General features: G+C 42.8%; 8 protein-coding genes. 3 read left to right on the forward strand and 5 right to left on the reverse strand.

The window, feature by feature from the left end; translation table 11 throughout:
- Both EDC41_RS09050 and EDC41_RS09055 read right to left on the reverse strand, forming a co-directional pair.
- Positions 1–9,562: two-partner secretion domain-containing protein (locus EDC41_RS09050; protein WP_132303678.1), on the reverse strand; the 9,562-nt coding region annotated here is incomplete at its 3' end.
- Between the two features lie 52 nt (positions 9,563–9,614).
- A complete protein-coding gene (locus EDC41_RS09055) occupies positions 9,615–11,411 on the reverse strand; it encodes a ShlB/FhaC/HecB family hemolysin secretion/activation protein (protein WP_006250636.1) in 1,797 nt (598 codons plus the stop codon).
- A 134-nt stretch (positions 11,412–11,545) separates the two neighbouring features.
- On the opposite strand from EDC41_RS09055, the gene queA reads away from it, so the two are divergent.
- Positions 11,546–12,631: a tRNA preQ1(34) S-adenosylmethionine ribosyltransferase-isomerase QueA gene (gene queA, locus EDC41_RS09060; RefSeq protein WP_006250637.1), complete on the forward strand. Its 1,086-nt coding sequence runs from the start codon at positions 11,546–11,548 to the stop codon at positions 12,629–12,631.
- A 256-nt stretch (positions 12,632–12,887) separates the two neighbouring features.
- Here the strand turns inward: queA and EDC41_RS13895 are convergent, their stop codons facing one another.
- From EDC41_RS13895 to sstT, 3 genes are all read right to left on the reverse strand, one after another.
- Positions 12,888–13,196 (reverse strand): transposase, encoded by a 309-nt coding sequence (locus EDC41_RS13895; protein ID WP_006252583.1) that lies wholly within the window; start codon positions 13,194–13,196, stop codon positions 12,888–12,890.
- Between the two features lie 12 nt (positions 13,197–13,208).
- On the reverse strand, positions 13,209–15,500 hold the full coding sequence (locus tag EDC41_RS09070; protein WP_020824083.1) for a DNA internalization-related competence protein ComEC/Rec2: 2,292 nt from the start codon (positions 15,498–15,500) through the stop codon (positions 13,209–13,211).
- A 141-nt stretch (positions 15,501–15,641) separates the two neighbouring features.
- On the reverse strand, positions 15,642–16,856 hold the full coding sequence (sstT, locus tag EDC41_RS09075) for a serine/threonine transporter SstT (protein WP_006250639.1): 1,215 nt from the start codon (positions 16,854–16,856) through the stop codon (positions 15,642–15,644).
- A gap of 254 nt (positions 16,857–17,110) precedes the next feature.
- On the opposite strand from sstT, the gene EDC41_RS09080 reads away from it, so the two are divergent.
- Together EDC41_RS09080 and ushA are read left to right on the forward strand one after the other, a co-directional pair.
- Positions 17,111–17,473, forward strand: a complete 363-nt coding sequence (locus EDC41_RS09080) for a diacylglycerol kinase (RefSeq protein ID WP_006252584.1) — start codon at positions 17,111–17,113, stop codon at positions 17,471–17,473.
- Positions 17,474–17,509: 36 nt separating this feature from the next.
- The gene (gene ushA / locus EDC41_RS09085) at positions 17,510–19,153 is read left to right on the forward strand and encodes a bifunctional UDP-sugar hydrolase/5'-nucleotidase UshA (RefSeq protein ID WP_006250641.1); all 1,644 of its coding nucleotides are present in this window, start codon (positions 17,510–17,512) and stop codon (positions 19,151–19,153) included.
- Positions 19,154–19,449 lie beyond the last annotated feature (296 nt).

The raw sequence follows: 19,449 nt of genomic DNA on the forward strand, positions 1-19,449 counted from the left end.
GGCTACGATTTTCAGACATATTTTCCAATCTGAACCTCTCCGGTCTTGCATTAACATAATCATTAAATTGTTTTTGACTCCAATTTAATTCTTTTGCGGCTAATGATAATCGGCGATGTTCCCAGCCATACATATGACCTATATCTATAGGACCTTTGATTATATTTCCATCTAAATCTCGATAATTACCATTTGGCAATTTTTCATAATTAGCATAAATTTTCTGTAACGTTTCCGAGCGTAAATAAGCTCGGTTATATAGCCCATCTACCGGATTATCTGTCGATAAATAGCGTCCCGTTTCGGCATCAATTTGCTGAGACAAACGGTTAAAATGTGGATCTACCCCGGCTTGATGGTTTGGCGTTTCAAAACGATTGAGATCTTTTTGAACTACTGTCACCACTTTCCCGTCTTTCGGGTCTGTGAACTGATAAGCTTTATAGCCATCAATATTTTTTACCTGTTTGGCATCATTCGGTAAAGCGTGCCAACAATCATTATGCACCCATACCCCTTCATTATCGGCATTTGTACCTCTAATAAAGTAAGTATGATCTTTCTCTACCGTCATATTGTAGGCTTTTAATCTTTCCTGTTTGATTTCTACCTTAGTGACAGTCTGCCACTCACCACTTTCAGCAAGTAAGCGATAGCCTTTTTGCAAATGTTGAGCATCAACCCACTGAGCTTTTGCTATCTCTCCGTTGTAAGAATGCCCCTCCGAAGAAATCGGCACTCTGCCCGATAATACTTGCGTAAAGAACGGGTGGATTTTGTTTGACACAATGGTGTGGTATTTTCCTTTGCTGTCTGCGACTTCTACATACACCGTATAATCGTATGGATTACTGTAATGAGCTTGGACTTTCTGATAGGTGGTTATACCGGTGCGTTCATTTTTCGCCAGCACCTTATCGCCCACTTTAATGCTGGAAATCTGTCGATAACCTTTATCAGTTTTGACTTCCATATCACCGTGGAATGAGCAAGTGCCTAAACTAGCGCTCGATCTGGTCTTAGGAATCGCAAGTTCTTTACCTGATTTGGTGACTATTTTCGCCGTTGTCCCTACACCTGTTTTAACAAGAGCACCAGCACCGGTTAATGCTGTCACCACATCAGTCATCATATTGCCAAACTCTTTTCCGGCATTAAAAGAACCTACAGCCCCTGCCTGTTCATAGTAAACCTGCATTTTATCGAGTTTAGCTAAATACTCCTGTTTAGTCATATTAGCAATATAGGAGAGCGTATCTTCTCTTGCGATCAATTCTTTCATCGCCACAATAGTTTCTATTGGGCTTGAGAACATGGAGATCAATCCTTCAACGCTCTCAGCGAGATTCTCAGGAACACCAGCAACGGCGCCTGATACAAAACTAACATCTTGCCCAATATCAACTAATCCCCAATATAATCGAACTTGGTTTTCACAGCGGGCATCACCATGGCAGGATTTTAATTCTTGTGAGCGTTTCTGCTCCTGCCAGTTCGAGAGGTAGTTATTCTCCACTGCCCTTTTCCCAATATCCGCCCCAACCGCTGCCGATTGTGTACTATCCCCTATCAAGCCCGAAGCCAGTCCGCTTGCAAGCTGGCTTAGCAACGCCACATTCTGTTTCTCGGCTTCGGTTAAGTCTTGCGTGGATTTGCCCTTGTAGAGGGTTTTAACTATAAAGTCCGCTGCCGCTTCGCTCCCTGCGCCTGCCGCAGCCCCTGCCAGTACATTGTTCCCTGCCGCAGCCGCTTCCACCGCACCTAGCAATGCGTGAGCAATCAAGTTAGCTTGGGTATCGCCTTCGGTGTACTTTTTGATTTCTGCATTTAAGTATGGTGAGGCTAAACCTACTGCCGCTTGTCCCACGTCTTTCGTCGCTAAACCTTGCAAGGCTGCCGTCACCGCTTCCACCGCTCGTTTGGTTTTACTGCCCGTGCCGTAGTTTTTATCAAACTCTTTTTGCAAGCGGTCTAAATTGGCTTCTAATTTACCAATCTCTTCCTTGCTCGCTTTTTGAGCTTGTGCTTTGCCCAATTCCAGCTTCGCTTCCGTCACTTTTTCACGCTCACTATGCGTGTAAATCTGATAAGCCTTTTCCGCAATCTCGCCTATGCCTTTCACCAGCTCCTGTGTTTCTTTCACCTCACTGATATCGTGTTTCGTCACTTTTTGATTGGCGTTTTGCGTATCTCGGTTGAGATGATTAAGCGTAGTTTCCGCATTTAGGTCTTCGGTGAGGGTGATAGCGATATTTTCTCCAATCGCTGCCTTTGTTGTGCTTCGCTCGCTTTCGTTTTTATTGCCCAGTAAGCTCAGTGCCGACATCGGGTTCACCCCACTTGTCCCTCCGCTAATCGCGACACTTCGGGTTTTCAATTCACTGTGGTTTTCAATATCGCCGGTGGTCAGCGTGCCGGCTTGGAAGCGGTTGTTTTCTTTCTCCGCTTGGCTAGTCATTACCGCTCCCTCAAAATGGGCGTTCTTTTTCACTTTAACGTCCATTCCACCCTTGCCTATGTCGATTGCAGTTTGGTTTTCCACCTGAGCAGTGTTCAACTTCGCTCCATTATATGCCACATGACCATTTACTCCTGTTGTCCCTACCGCCAATGTGCCATGTACGCTGCCTTCTGTGTATTCGCTTTTATATTTGCTTATATCTTGTCGACTTCTTGCCTCAAAATCTTGTACCTCACCTTCCCAATGATTTGCTTTGACATTGGTTGCATCCAGCATGAGTTTACCATTTGCAGAATTTGTAACAATTTTACCCGCTTGCAGTTGGTTGTTCTGCCACGTTTCAGTTTCGATATTCTCCTTGCCTTTACCTCCACTCACTCCTGCCTCAAAACCAATACCAAAACTATCTCTATCTAAACCGATAAATACGCCCACACTCGCACTGTGATTCTTATTCTTAGTGTTGTTTTGATAAGTATCCGCAACACCTTTGGATTCAATACCCAGCTTACCGTCAAGCAGCAGGGTGTCTTTCACTCGGGTATCCACCCCTTCCAGCGCAACTTTGCCCGCTCCCGAAATCAAGGCAATATTGCCGCCGTTCAGGGTGCTTTTGCTGTGGGTCACGCTTTGACTACGGCTTTCTCTTTGCTGTTTTTGCGTGCCGAGACTGACTGAAATCTTCACCGCCGGATTTTCTGCCGCAGCATGGTTTTCTGTGAGTGCATTGCCAAGATTGCCCAACGTTTCTGCCACTTTCTGAGCATTTTGTGCTGCAATCACGGCATCCTCCGCCGCTTTTACCGCATATACCCCTTTGAGTTTCTCGTTTTGTGTTGCCTTCGCTTTTTGCACCGATTGCCGTGCCGATTGCACCGCATCCGTTACCGGTGTACTCAACGCAATGCTTAAGCCCGACTGGCTAAATTCATAATTATCGGTGCTGTTAATAACATCTTTCCCTGATTCAACCCGTACCCCGTTTTTGCCTGAAATCACGGCGGTTTTTTCGTTGGAAATCAGCACATCGACATTGCTCACGCTCGCTTTATTGCCGGCTTGAATCCGAATATTGCCCCCTTCACTGCCCAATGTATTGCGTGCCGTGCTTTGGATTGCCCCCTCTAAGCTGTTCTCTTGGCGTGTTTTTTGGCTACCGATAGTAAAGCCGATTTCACCACCGTTCAAGAAACCGCTGCGTTTTGTCTCACGAATATGCTGTTCTGAAAGTTGGTTTGTTGCCGAACTGAGCGTTACATTATTACCGCCGATAATATCAATATCGCCACTGCGTGAGACGGCAAGAAGACTTTCACCTTGAATATCGTGACCGGCTTTCACTAAAATGTCTTCACCGGTTAGTTCAGTGCCTTTGTGTTCGGTTTCAGAAATATTGTCATAAGTCGTTTTTGTTTTCTTCGCTAGCGCACCACCACTTTTTGTTTTGTGATACTCTTCATAATCGCGAGAACGTGTTGCGCTACCCAACACCATATCATTTTCAGCCAGTAACGCTAAACGCGCTTTGGCATCCAAATCCGCTCCTTCACTGTAAAGGTTTTTCCCTGAAACCACCACATCGCCTTTGCCTTGCACCCGTGAAATGACCACATCATTCAAGGCTTCATTACGATAGTGATTGCCACCGCCCATTTTTTCATCAAAACCAACCTGTAAAGCGGTCAAATTCAACTGATTTTTTGCAGATAAGTAGGTCTGCCCCTGTCCGTCATTGATGATGTCTGCGCCTGCTGAGGTGATGTTGCCTGCCTGTACTTGCAGCAGTCCATTTTCATCTTTAACGTGCAGTAGGGCTTTGCGGTCAAGGTTGGTTTCAGCGCGTTTGAAACCGTCTAGGTCAATCTGTGTGGTTCGAGTGGTGGAGGTATGGTTAAAATTGCCCGCAATATCCAGCAAAATCGCTTTATCCGCTTCAATCTTGCCGCCGATATTCTCTAGATCACCGCTCACTTTGGCAGCAAGCACGCCACCACTGAGTGTGCCACTATTCTCTAACCGTTCGGCATTAAACTGTGCTAAACGGCGGCCTGCTATCGTGCCTTGGTTTACAATCTCTTTACTGTTGATGGTAAGCGCATCGGCTGAAATCAGGCTGCCTTTGCCGTCAATATCACCTTTGCGTGCAAGGGCATACACTTTCGGCACTAATACCGATACCGTTTCACCGCTTGGCAAGCGAACCGTTTGGGTTTCAAACCAAACAATATCGCTGGTCAAGCTTGCCACTTGCTCCGGCGATAAGGTAATGCCTAACCGAAGATTGAATTTCTGCGCAAAGGTGATGCCGGCATCCATCAGGGCTTTATATTGGCTATCAAAATCCGTATAGTCGCCCAAAAATTGTCTGCCGGTTAAGCGGTTGATTTGCTCTCGAATTAAGCGCTGTTCATAAAAACCATCGCCCAAACGTTTATGCACATTGTTATGGTCGTGGCGTAGGGCATTGAACATATAATCACTGCTTAACCAGCGTTTTTTATCGGTGAAATCCGGATCGGTTTCGATCAGAACGTGGCTATCCGCTTGAGGGTTAATGCGATAAAGCCCTTGGTTTGGCAAACGGGTATCGACCGTCATTGAGCGAACCTCAAATGCGGCTGCATTCGGGCTTGGTATGCGTTCAATCGCCATTGTTGGCGGATTAGGGGCATCGGGTAGATTACCCCGTTCAACCTGATTGCCTTCCGGCTTCACGGCATTTGCTGCTTTAGCGTCCACATAATCTGTATAAGCGGTCGGTGAAGTATTTTCCAGCTCGACAAAAATATTCATATCCTTATGGACTTCTTTTAAACGAGCGAGAGGACCATCATTTTCATCGTAGCGGGAGTGGCGACGTCTTGTGCCCCCGTGGTACTCAGTAAAAGAGAATTGTCGCCTTCCCAGTTCCCAATCTTGGCGAACAGCATCTGCATCATCAAGGTTGGCAATTCTACTGCGACCAATCGGGTTTAACGCTTTGCCTGCAATAACCCAACTTTTATCGTTGATAAATTCATCGCTTTGATAAGTGAGATCGCCACCTGCCAAGATCTGTGCCGGTAAGCTGGCTTTGGTGATATTCTCTTTTACCATACGCTCTTTAATCCACAAATTCCAGAAATGCGGGTATTCTTGGCTTAAATTCGCTTTATTGTGCTTTGCAATCGCTTCATCTAATGCTTGAATATTGGCACCATATTTTGCTTCCCAATCAATTAACGGTTTTAATAGCACATAACGCTGATAAGCCGCTTCTGCCGCTTCATAGGCTTTCAGTTCCGCTTGATATGTTTGTAGTCGTTTTTGGTATTGGGCTTCCGTTTCCGTAGAGCCTCTAACAGGTTCAATCGGTCTTGCCGGAACCACCGGTGCAATGCCTTGCCCTTGTTCCTTCTGTAATTTTTCCTGCTCTGCCTCACTTAAATGCTGATTCGCTAAATCTTCTTCATTCATTGCTTGAATAATTTCAGGCGTCATTTCCGGTGCATCTTCAGCTGGTGGTGTTAAATTAAACCACGTCCATACTGGGTTATCTTTTTTATAATTACCTGCAGGTAATAGAGTACAATCTACACTTTCATCATTCGCACAGCTTTGAGCATAGGGTTTTGCCAATACGGTCGTGGCATTCAGCTGGCTAATATCGGTAATTACCGGCAAGTTTGCTTCATCATACTTTTGCCAATAGCTCCACGTTTTGCGATAGTAGCCTTTGCGGAGTTGATTCACATTAATTGTCGGCAAATGCCCGTTATCATATACATCACTTCCACCTCGATTATGCTTATCTCTTGGCAAAATAAAATGTTCGTTCACAGTTTGGCGATCAGTGGTCTCCAATTCCGAACGATAATGACTATTTACATTCGCTACCTTATCCGCATTCAACTGAATACGCCCTTCAGCTTCAATAATACTGCTGCGGTTATGTAGCTGCTCTGCGTTGCCAATAACGGTATCTTGCTCATTTAATTGACGTCCAATCGCTATCTCTCCTCCGCTATATATTAATGAACCGCTTTTCTTATTCGCTTCATAAACTAGGGTATTATTTTCAATTACTTTAGCCGCTAAACCGAGAGATTGACGAGCAGCAATAGTGGCAGAGGTCCCGTCTTTATCTTGATTTAGTATCCTCTCCGCACCTAACGCCACCTTATCGCCATAAATATTCCCTGTGCCGATATTGTGGATTTCTTGAGCTTTAATCACAGTTTGAGCGTTATCGTTGTCCGAGCGGCTATTGATTAAGCCTTCGTTATAGACGGTTGAAGTTGCAGTCAAACGGGTATCTGCCGAGCTTATTCGGGCATTTTGTGCATTGGTTATTTGGTTTGCCGTGAGCTGCAAGCGGTCATTTGCGGCTAATTTTTTGCGATTGAGAATATCGCCCTCAGTCTGAATAATCATCGACCTATTCGCATTGATATCTTTGGTAATATCAAAGTTCTCTTGCAAATTCAGGCGAATATCGCCTGCTTGTACATCACCATCACCGGATAACGCTTTGGCAGTGATCTCCAAACCATTATTTGCAGAAACTTTTCCCTCGGTATTCGTCATTGTGAGTGATTTTCCGCCGAAAATAGCCAGATCGCCCCAACTTAAAATTTCCCCATTACGGTTATTTAAGCTGTCGCTGAGGGTAAATCGTGCTGATGAGCCGATATAAATACCGCCTTTTTCATTATTGAGCTGTTTTGTGCTGTTCAGTACAAACTGCGATGCAATAATCCCCTGTATTGGCTGAGGTTGGCGTGCCAAGGTACCTTGATTTTCCACCTCGAAACTGTTCATCGTAAGTGAGCCACCTGCTTCAATAAGTGAGCCATTTTCCGAGATCCGATTATTTAAGACAGTCGGTACATTGAGCGTGATATCTGTGGCCGATTTCAGTACCCCACCTTGGTTATCCAAAAGCGTGCTATTTAGGGTGAGATTTCCCACACTTTGAATAACACCGTGCCGATTATCTACTTGTTGGGAAACCGTGAGCGCTAACTCTTTTACTGAACTAATTTCTCCCTGCTCACGGTTATCTAAGGATTGAGCGTTAATCGCAACACCGCTGGCGGAAATTCGCCCGCCTTGATTTTGCAGTTCGCTAGTTATATCAAGGGTTTGCTCCGTTTGAGAGGTGATCACCCCCGATTGATTTTTTAACGTATTGACCGTAATCGCCTGTTTTTCGCCACTCAAAATCAGACCTTGCTGATTATTCAGCAATGGAGCACGAATAGATAACTCGCCTTTTGCAACCAATTTGCCATCGACTGAATCCACAGCATCATTTAAATTTAGCCCTAAACGCTTGCCACTACTTAATAGCCCTTGGTTATTTGTTAAACGATTACCGTCAATCTCAAAATGTCCACCCACTGAAAAGCGAGCCGAGTCAGTATGGATACTCTCTGCTTTTAGGCGAAAATCCTGCTCACCAGTCTGCTTCCAAACCGAGCCACGAGCATTTAAATTCGCTTGTTGGGCCTCAATCACCTCTGCGGTTAGCTGGCTTCCTTCAGTGGAAAGCCATTTTGGGGTGGTGAGCTTGATCTGATTTGCACTAAACTGCGCACTATTCGCCTGAATATCGCCCGATTTTGCACTGTATTCAACGGTATGGGCATTATTTTGGCTCTGATTGGCATCAATCTCAGCTGCCGCCACGTTAATTTTCCCCGAAGCGATATTTTTTCCCTGCACAGTGGTTTTTTCTGGGGCAGTGAGTTGAATAGTTTTCCCTGCCACAGATTGAGCTTCCAGCTTCCGTACTTCACCTTGTGCAGTGTCGGTTACGTCCACCCCAGCGGCAATCAGTGAGTTTTTGTCGGCGTGAATTTGGCGGGCGGTGTAGGTGATATTGCCTTTTGCGACCGTTTCGCCACTTTGCTGGATTTTAGTTTCGGCTTTTTTCTGAATATTGCCGCCCCTCGCCACGATGGAACCGCTATTTTGAATATCGGCTTTCGAGTTAAGCTGAATATTGCCCTGTTTATTTTCAATTTTGCCTTGGTTGTCAATCCCGTGTTGGGCATTGAGTTGCACTTGTCTTTGAGCGTTGAACGTGCCGCTGTTTACAATCCGCCCTTGACTGTCAATGGTGAGCGTATCGGCACTTGCACCGATATGCCCAGCGTTACGCACGCCCACGCCCTGTTCCGTACCAATCAGGTGGATTTTGCCGGCATACATTCCGCCCAGCTCACCCACATCAATGGCCACCTGCGGTTTTTCTTCCCCTGCAAGCGGTTGATTTGTATGAATAATTTGCAAATTGTTGTCCGAATTTGACCGCTTGACGGTGTTTTTGCCGGTAATGACTTTAGTCTCTTTTTTCGACCAGACACCGGCGTTGATTTTCGCTTCTCGGGCGAGGATATCGGTGTAATCCACTCGGCTGTTGTCCAGCCCTTTGCCGGCAACCGTTACCTTGCCTTTTTCCACCACAAAGCTATCCAGATTGCCGTTGTTAATCTGTGGTTTACCTGTGGTAAAAGTTGCTCGGTCTGAATTGATAATGCCGCAGCCGTCACAGTGCAAGCCGCTCGGGTTGGCGATAATCACTTCCGCTTTTTTGCCAGCCACTTCCACATAACCTTTCATTACCGAAGGCTTGCTGGAATTGACTTCATTTAAAATCACCTTCGCTTCGCCACGGGCAAGATACGGGTTGCCCTGCACCATTCCGGCCTGTTGGGTGGCGATGTTGGTGCGGCTGTTGTTGAGAATTGCCCCCTTCTCTGCTACGTCAAATTGGCTATATTTGTTGTGCGATAATCCTTTATCGTTCGGGGTTTGAATATTGATTTGTGGCAGCCCGTTGGCGGTTTGCAGAATAATCGGCTGCTGATTTTTCGGGGCGGTGCTATCGGCTTGAATAATCAAGGTTTCCGCCATAGCGTTATCTGATAAGGTAATGAATCCCAACGCACAGAACAAGCTGAACGCAAGCGGTCGAATTTTGCAAATTTTTTGTAAAATTGCACCGCTTGTCATACTTTCACTTTCTGATTTACCGGCTGATTTTGCTAATTCAGATACCACCACGATACGTTGTAAGGTCTTGCTGAAAATAGTGCGAAAACAATGCTTATTCATAATAATTCCTTAATAGCACAATATAGTTAAATATAATACGCTCAATTATTTATTAAAAATTGTAGCCAATATTAAAACCGGCAACGGTATCTGAGGTTTTAAACCCTTCCGGTTTTCGCATCGGTCTACCGGCAAACAGGTCATAACTAAACCCTTTAACTCCACCCCGAAACCCAATGGCTGTTCCCATTAAATGATGTCCGAGCTGATTTTCCGTTGCCCAACCGGACACTCGACCACCATCTACCGCCCAATAAAAAGCGTGGCTCGGATTAAATTGCCAGCTCAACTCATTACGCCAGTTCCAGCCCCGCTCACCGGAAAGAGTCAGTTCACCGTCAAATCCACGTATGGTGTAACGCCCGCCAATCGAAAAACGGTCTTGCGGAACCAGAGGGGTTTTATTCCATTGGGCATTTAGGCTACTTTGCCACTGCCATGGCTGCTTGCCCCAAAAAAACGGTTTCGTCAGGCTTGCACTTGCCGTGATGATTTTAGGGCGAGAAGTCCCTTCGCCATAATCTTCCTCGGGAGCAGATAATGCCCCTCGTGCTGCCGTACCTCGTTTGAAATTAGCCGAAAGCTCAAGCGTAGCGGTCGGGAAATATTCTTTATGCGAAAAACCCGCTTCCCAGCCCGCCATTCGGCGTTTGTTGACACCGATTTCTGCTCCATCAATATAGTTTTGCGACTGGCGTGACCAAAGTGAACCGGACAAGGTCGTTTTGCGTTTGGCATCACGATAAAGCAAATAAGAGAGCGTTAATTTATCGGTATCACTTTCACCGGCGTAGAGATAACTCTTATCAAAGGCACCAAATACTTCTTGGTGATAGCGACTGTGAGTGTGTGAAAACGCTAACTGCCAATAGCCAAACGGCACGGAATAGTAAAGCGTGAGATTTTTACTGGCACGCCTGCCGTTATCATCGCCTTTTTGTTTCATCGAATGGGTAAAAGAGGTATAGAATAGGTCATTTGCCGAAAAAATATTATCTATAGACAGAGTGGCGGAGGTTTGTAATTTACCTGTGGATTTCGAGCCGGCATCGTCCAGCCCGAGATTTAAGCGAAATGGAAACGCTTGCGAATAGCTGATTTTTAAATCACTGTCTCCCACCTCCGCTTTTTCGCTTGAGCTGGGTAAAATCTCAATATTTGCCTCCGCCGTCGGCACCCGTTTTAGGTTTTCCAACGATTGCTCAATCTCTCTCACATTCAGAATATCGCCTTCGGCAAAAGTAAAACCGGTTAAGGCGTGTAGCTTGGTAAAACGCGGTACTTTGCCGCTATCTACCACTAAAGTATTGCGTATTTTGCCCGGAATCACAGTTAAAACTAATTTTCCACCACGTAAATCTTGCTCCGCAGTAACCACTCGTGTAGTGACATAACCTTTGCCGATAATTTCATTTTGGATTTGCTTCATCAACACAGCTAACCCTTCACCCCCAAAACAATGCGGTAATGTCAAATGAAGTGATTTTGCTGCTTTTTCAAACGCCCATTGGAATTGGCTGGTAGTCAGAGAATTGTCAGGAGAATAGTCAATGAGGGTGATTTGATGAATGGGGTAACAAGGCAATTCGTGATTGGAAAGAGTAAGTGTATCAGTGATTTGTGTCTCGAGCCGTACATCAGCTTTCGGCTGGAATTTTTCTGCTTGATTTTGTTGGTATTGCTGTTGGCGATGTTGCTGAGCAGCATCAATTTGTTGTTGAGTTGCATCAATGCGTGCTTGTTGTACAAGGCTTGAAGAATTTGCTTCAGCAACAAAAGAAGCACTTAACAATACCGTGCTTAAAATCAGATTTTGTGGGGTTTTCATAAGATCAAATAAGTAAGACATTCAACGTTTTTAGTCTATAAAAATTTATGTTGTTTTGCAAACTCCGTTTTATGGAGCTTTATACATATCTGACGACTTTGGTTTTTTATGCTATTATCTCCGCTATTTTTATACTATAGAGATATAGAATAACCGTGTTAGTTTCAGATTTTCATTTCAACTTACCCGATGAGCTGATTGCTCGCTACCCGACTGCCGAACGCTCTGCCAGCCGTTTATTACACTTAAATGGCGAAACAGGCGAATTTGCCGATCAACAATTTGTGGATTTATACGACCATATCAACGAAGGTGATCTGTTGATCTTCAATAACACTCGAGTGATCCCGGCTCGCCTTTACGGTCGAAAACCGAGTGGCGGTAAAGTGGAAGCATTAGTAGAACGTGTGTTAGACGAACACTGTTGCTTGGCTCACGTTAAAGCCTCAAAAGCACCGAAAGAAGGGGCTGAATTGATCTTTGGGGAAGATAAGCTAGGTGAAGGAAAAGGCTTTACAGCAACAATGGTAGCTCGCCACGATACCCTATTTGAATTGGTGTTTAACGAAGATCAACCGTTATTCGAATTGCTACAGCAAGCTGGTCATATGCCACTTCCACCTTATATTGACCGCCCCGATGAAGATGCTGACCAAGAGCGTTATCAAACCGTTTATAGCAAAGTGTTAGGTGCAGTTGCCGCCCCTACCGCCGGTTTGCATTTTGACAATGCAATGCTTGAAAAACTAAAAGCAAAAGGGGTGGATACTGCCTTCGTAACATTGCACGTTGGTGCCGGCACTTTCCAGCCGGTACGGGTAGAAACCATTGAAGATCATAAAATGCACGCCGAATATGCCGAAGTGAGCCAAGAAGTAGTCGATAAAATTCTCGCAACGAAAGCCAAAGGAAAAAGAGTGATTGCAATTGGTACGACATCAGTACGCTCGGTTGAAAGTGCCGCCCAAGCGGCTGAAAAAGATGGGAAATTGATTGCTCCGTTCTTTTCTGACACCGCTATTTTCCTTTACCCGGGAAAAACCTTTAAAGTCATTGATGCGTTAGTCACCAATTTCCATTTACCGGAATCCACGCTAATTATGTTAGTCTCAGCATTTGCCGGCTATAGAAATACGATGAATGCCTACGCCCACGCAGTAGAAACTAAATACCGTTTTTTCAGCTATGGCGATGCGATGTTTATCAATAAAAACCCAAATGCGTTGAGTGATGTTCCTTAATTTATGAGGGTTATAAGGGAATAACATTATGAACAAAAACAATCTTCCAACCATTTTAAGGGATTGTTTTCAATATATTCAATAATTTGGAAGTACGATGTTTCATTACGAATAATGTGTTCATAATAATTCCTTTGCCAAATTTCAGAAATATCGGTATTTTGACGAACCCATTTAGTTACGCCAATTTTAAAACCACGCACAATAGAGCCGATTGTTCGTGATGTTCCCCGTAAGGGCGAAACATTTTTCGCCCTTATACATGGGGCAAATGATGATTTTCCCCTACAGTTTCGACGATTTCAATAATGCCATGTAAATGATTAGGCATAATCACAAAGCTATGCAAGCTTACATTTGGAAAATGATCGGGTATATCTTCCCAACATTGACGTACAATATTCCCTATCTTATTAAGCCTCATTTCATCATCAACAATCTCACCGAGAAAATGGTGTTTATTTTTACAACAAATAGTAATGAAATAGAATCCTTGTGATCGGTAATCATAATGCTTTAGACGAATTGAACGCCTCCTATGAATCTCCGGCTGATATTTCTGCATTTTTCTTATTCCTTAATAAAACTGCTTATGCCAAGGGGAAAATGCCCCCCTTGCCTGCTCAATTTCAATAGAACTTGGGTAAAATTTTACTCTTATCATTCCCGTTTCTACGGTATTTAATACATTAATATGTCTTCTGTTTAATTTCTCAATAATCTGTTTATTCGGTAATTTCCACGGGTTCCATCTTCCAGCAGAAATCACTGCAAATGCTGGCTGGGTAATCGATAATAAAGTTTCGCCAGTGCTGCTTTTGCTACCGTGATGTCCAACCTGTAGAAAATCAATTTTGCCGAGCTGATGGGCAAATTGGCGTTCTTGTTCCACGCCAGAATCCCCTGTCAGTAATATCTTCAAGCGGTCGTTTTTGGCTAAAATAACGCAAGAGTCTTGGTTTTTAGCTCGTTCTGCAATGTGTGACGGGTAAATTGCCAATAATTGCCATTCGCCAAATTGCCACGATGTTCCGGCAATACAAGGCTCGGGATTTATATTGTGATACGTCACTTTGCTTGAACTAATTAACCTTGCTTTTGGGTATGCTTGCAATAACTCCACTACCCCACCTGAATGATCATTATCATCGTGACTTAGAAAAATCGCCTCTACCTCAATGCCATTTCGCTTTAAATACGGCAAGATTTCCATTTTTGCCATTGAATTGCGACTACCATCATTTGCTTGCCAACTGGAGCCGGTATCGTAAATTACCGCTTTATTTTGTTGATAAATGAACGCCATTGCCAGCCCTTGCCCAACATCAAACATAATCCATTCTGTTTGGGTTTGATTAAAGAGCTTAGGGAGATAAAAACTCAGATTGAACAATAGGGATACCGCTACTGCACTTAACCACTTTTTATAAGATAGCCGATATAATTTGCAATACAGCAATACTAAAACCAATAAATTCAGTGAAAGTAACTGCCACTGTTGCCAATGGCTTAATGCAAACCACGCATTAGAAAATGGATCTAACAGCCATAGGCTAAATTGAGCAAGATAGTCCGCCAACAGCCACGTTGAAAACAGATTGTCGGTTAAGAGCGTAAATAAAATAAGCGGTACAAGCAAAAAGCTATACAACGGCACAATAATCAGGTTGGCAAGCAGTGCAAAAGCAGAGATGCCCTCAAAAAAGTAGAGTTGAACCGGTGAGAAAATCAGCCAAATACCGATTTGTAAGTGCAAAAGCGATAACCACAAGCGGTTAAATTTTGTGATTTTTTTACGATATTCATCGTTTAAAAATCGGCTAAGAGGAAAATATTGATACCATAAAATTAAACTTGCTACCGCTAAAATTGAGAGCCAAAAACTATCAGAAAGCAGGCTCAATGGGTCAATTAAAATCAGTAACGCCACTATTCTCCCCCAATATTGCCAAGGGGTATAGTGTCGCCGCAGAACTTGGCAAAGCAAGACAAACGCAATCGCCAGCAACGCTCTGGCGGTCGGCACGGCAAAACCGGCAAAACCGGCTAAATAGCTGTAACCAAATGCGGTGATGAAGCTAACTATTCTTGCAAAATAAAGTGAAAATCCGACCGCTTGTAATGCGGTAAGCTCGCTTTTCAAGCAAAGCCATTGCACGCCTTTGGCAAAGTAAACACCAAACAACATTGCCAGCCCGATATGCAAGCCTGAAATGGCAATTAGATGGGCAGTAGCGGTTTGTTGGAATTGCTCCCAGTGTTCTGTTTTCAGCCACGCCCTTTCACCAAAAGCCAGAGCCAATAAAAAGCCTTGCGTAGGCAAAGCGTCCGTTTCAGCTTTCACTTTATTCAGCCAATTTGTTCGCAAGCTATAATCAGTTTTGGCTAATGTTTCCACCTTGCGAACCGTTGCTGTCATATTGATATGATTGGCAAAATACCAACGCTGTCGGTCAAAATTACCGATATTGCTACGAGCTGAAATAGGACGAAGAGCCAGTTCGGCTTGATAGAATTGATTAAGTAACAACGGCTGTTCCGATTGCCAGTTCAAGTAGATCTTCTCGCCTGTATTTAGTGTCGCAATCGCTGTTTGATAATCGGTTTGTTTTAAGATTTTACTGATTTCAAATTGAACAGGCGTTTTACTAGCAGTCGTTTTTTCCGCATTTTTTGCAACTTGAATGATCTGAATATAGCCAATACAAACCAATAAGCCGAGTACAGCCGTTAATTTTGAGCGTAGATAAACACTCAATATCAGCACTAAGGTTCCTATTACTATACCCACAAATAGAAACGCTTTAGGCAACCATAAAATAGGCAGATGAAATAGAATCAGGGCAATACAAAAACGGTCTAAAGTCATAATTCGGCTTACTTTTTAAAGCTGAGTATGCCGTTTATGCTTAATATTTTCAGAATAAATTTTCAGATTTTCGACACAGTTCGCAAAAATACTTGAAAAAATAAAGGCAGACTTTTTAGCCTGCCTTATAAAGAAGAGATATTATGCTGATTTTTGATCTTCAGCGTAACTTACTGCTGCAGTGAATAATACGTCTGTTGATGAATTTAATGCGGTTTCAACCGAGTCTTGAATCACACCAATCACAAAACCCACCCCAATTACTTGAGCAGCAATATCGTTTGGAATATTAAATAAACTACAGGCTAATGGAATCAATAATAATGAACCGCCTGCCACACCTGATGCGCCACAAGCACAGATTGATGCAACTACGCTTAATAGTAGTGCTGTTGCGAAATCAGGTTGAATACCTTGTGTATAAGCTGCCGCTAGGGTTAATACGGTTACAGTAATCGCTGCACCTGCCATATTAATACTTGCACCTAATGGAATAGCTACAGAAGCGATCTCATCACGAACGCCCAAACGCTTGGCTAAATTCATATTCACCGGAATGTTGGCTGCTGAACTGCGGGTAAAGAATGCCGTTACACCACTCTCTCGTAAACAGGTAAATGTAAGTGGGTATGGGTTGCGGCGAATTTTCCAATACACTAATAATGGATTTAGTACTAATGCCACAAATAACATTGCGCCAACTAAGACTACTAATAAACGTGCGTAATCTTCAAACGCATCAATACCATTGATGGCAACAGTTTCAGCTACTAAACCAAATACCCCAATAGGCGCAAATGCAATCACAACTTTCACAACAAACGAAACTGCGTTAGCTAAATCATTTAAGAATGCTTTTGAACTTGCCGAACCATGGCGGAATGCAATCCCTAAACCGATAGACCACGCAAGAATACCGATAAAGTTTGCATTACTTAATGCGACTAATGGATTATCAACTAAGTTAAAAATAACGGTTTTTAGAATTTCACCAATGCCTTGTGGCGGGGTTAAACCGTCTGGGCTTGCAGTAAGCTCTAATGTAGTTGGGAGCATAAAGCTTAAAACAACAGCCGTTAATGCCGCAAAAAATGTACCTAATACATAAAGCACCAGAATCGGCTTTAATTTGCTATCTGAACCAACTTCTTTATTTGCAATCGCAGCCAAAACTAATACAAATACTAAAATAGGCGCAATGGCACGTAGTGATTTCACAAAAAATTGACCTAATACACCAATGCTGGTAGCCCATTCTTTATTAATAAATGCCAGCAATACCCCTAGCACTAAACCAATGGCGATACGTAATACTAAATTACCGCCAAGAATTTTTGATGATAATGATTGACTCATAACCCTTCACTTCTGTAAGACAACAAAAAATAAGGATAAATAAAATTTATCCGCCTGAAAAAATAGGTTTATAAGATTAGCGGAAAATAAACAAATATGGAATAAACAAGCGGTTTATTTTTCAGATTTTTTTACAAAAAAGTGAAGTTTTTTACATTCCATGGCTATCATATTATTTTTTCCTTAGGTTCTTTGAACATCACCATTCTTTCAGTACAATAGTTCTCTAAACTCTTTTATTTATTTTATTTACTATGAAACCAACCAATAAAGCAGATTTTCAACATGTGATCAATGCAGCTGGCTACTCTATGAAGGGGTTAAAAGCCGCTTATATTAATGAAGCCGCCTTTCGCCAAGAAATTTGGTGCGCTACTATTTTATTCCCTCTAGGGCTTATTCTAGGCGAAACCAATATTGAAAAAGCATTATTAGTAGGCACAGTTTTACTTGTTTTAGTTACAGAACTACTCAATAGTGCGGTTGAATCTGTTGTTGACCGCATTGGGGCTGATTTCCACGAGCTTTCTGGTAGAGCTAAAGATATTGGCTCTGCAGCTGTATTTATGGCGATGGTTTTACTCGCTATAACTTGGATATTAATTTTGTTTTGTTAACTCTATTTTTCAACCAACACTCTTACTGAGGTATTTATGCGCTTAAAAAAAACATTACTTTCGGTAGCACTACTTAGTGCAACATCAGCAATGGCCTACGAGACAGGTAAAACATATCGTTTTACGGTTTTACATACTAACGATATACACGGTCACTTTTGGCAAAGTGATAAAGGCGAATACGGTCTCGCTGCTCAAAAAACATTGGTTGATAATATTCGCAAAGAGGTCGCAGAAAAAGGTGGTTCGGTATTAATGCTGAATGCAGGTGATGCGAATACAGGCGTGCCGGAGTCAGATATGCAAAATGCACGTCCTGATATTGAAGGAATGAATGCGATTGGTTACGATGCAATGGTTCTAGGTAATCACGAATTTGATTACCCACTGCAAATTCTCTCTATGCAAGAAAAATGGGCTAAATTCCCCTTTATTTCGGCCAATGTCATTAATAAAAAAACGGATAAACCCATTGTAAAACCTTACGTGATGTTAGAACGAGGCGGACTAAAAATTGCTGTTATCGGATTAACAACCGAAGATACCGCAAAATTAGGTAATCCAGATGTAACGGAAAATGCCTTTTTCAAAAACCCTATTGAAACAGCAAAAAACACATTAGCTGAAATTAATCAAAAAGAAAAACCCGACGTACGTATCGCTTTAACCCATATGGGTTACTATTTTGACGGTAAACATGGTACTAATGCACCAGGTGATGTAACAATGGCCCGTACCTTAGAAAAAGGAGCGTTCGATTTAATCATTGGCGGTCATACCCACGATACTGTTTGTATTGATGAAAAAGGTCAATTCAAAGCCAAATATACGCCGGGTGAGGAATGTAAACCAGACTTCCAAAACGGTACTTGGATTGTGCAAGCCGGCGAATGGGGCAAATTTGTTGGACGGGCTGATTTTGAGTTTAAAGATGGAAAAACTACCTTGGTAAAATATGAATTAATTCCGGTCAACTTAAAAAAAACCATTAAAAAAGAAGACGGTACTAAAGAATACCGACTTTACCAGCCTGAAATCAAAGCCGATGAAGCAACCTATACCTTATTGAAAAAATATCAAGATGAGGGCGATAAAAAGCTTAATATTGAAGTTGGTCGTGTGAAAGGGTTATTAGACGGCAAACGTGAGCATATTCGCTTCCAACAAACCAATCTCGGTCGTTTAATTGCACAATCGCAAATGGAAAGGGTAAAAGCCGATATCGGGATTATGAACTCCGGCGGTATTCGTACCTCCCTTGAAGAAGGTGTAATAACTTATAAACATATTCTGACTGTTCAACCTTTCGGTAATATGATTGCAACGGTGGATTTAAAAGGACAAGAATTGTTAGATACCCTCACCACTATTGCTCTGAAAGAAGTTGATACTGGCGCTTATCCTCAATTTGCCGGCATTTCAATGGTAGTCGACCGTACAGCAAAAACTATTTCTGATGTTAAAATCGGTGGCAAACCTTTTGATAAAGAGAAAACTTATAAAGTTTCTCTGCCTGACTATGTTGCGGCTGGTGGCGATGGCTACCCATTACTGAAAAAACACCCTAGCTATGTCAATACAGGCTTTATTGATGCCGAAATGCTGAAAAAATTCTTCGAAGAAAATAAAATTATTGAGGCAGATAAATACGATCCAAAAAACCAGATCATTTTCAAATAGAGCTATAGAAAATGAAACTCACTCTGGCAGTCTCTGCTCAAAAGAGCTGTGGCTGCCTGTAGATTGTTTTCTTACTTTCAAGTGTTATAGGAAATCGATAAAAATCCCTACCAAATTAATTCATCACCATATGATGAAAATTAAAAAACCTCTGGCAATACTTTGCCAAAAGTTTTTGACTTTTATAGGGTAATATCACTGCTTATTTGTAGAAGATCAAACCTAATCTGACAGTCCCCCGTTTTAAATTACCGTGTCTGTCAGATTAATTTGAGCTTAAATTCTTTTCCACCCAA

It is taken from the genome of Mannheimia haemolytica (assembly GCF_004342115.1).
In the GTDB taxonomy this organism is placed as follows: Bacteria; Pseudomonadota; Gammaproteobacteria; order Enterobacterales; family Pasteurellaceae; genus Mannheimia; species Mannheimia haemolytica.

Excerpts from the sequence above, each read along its gene's own strand:
- EDC41_RS09055 (WP_006250636.1), bottom strand. The coding sequence starts at position 11,411 with ATGTCTTACTTATTTGATCTTATGAAAACCCCACAAAATCTGATTTTA.
- EDC41_RS09070 (WP_020824083.1), bottom strand. The coding sequence starts at position 15,500 with ATGACTTTAGACCGTTTTTGTATTGCCCTGATTCTATTTCATCTGCCT.
- ushA (WP_006250641.1), top strand. The coding sequence starts at position 17,510 with ATGCGCTTAAAAAAAACATTACTTTCGGTAGCACTACTTAGTGCAACA.
- EDC41_RS09080 (WP_006252584.1), top strand. The coding sequence starts at position 17,111 with ATGAAACCAACCAATAAAGCAGATTTTCAACATGTGATCAATGCAGCT.
- EDC41_RS13895 (WP_006252583.1), bottom strand. The coding sequence starts at position 13,196 with ATGCAGAAATATCAGCCGGAGATTCATAGGAGGCGTTCAATTCGTCTA.
- sstT (WP_006250639.1), bottom strand. The coding sequence starts at position 16,856 with ATGAGTCAATCATTATCATCAAAAATTCTTGGCGGTAATTTAGTATTA.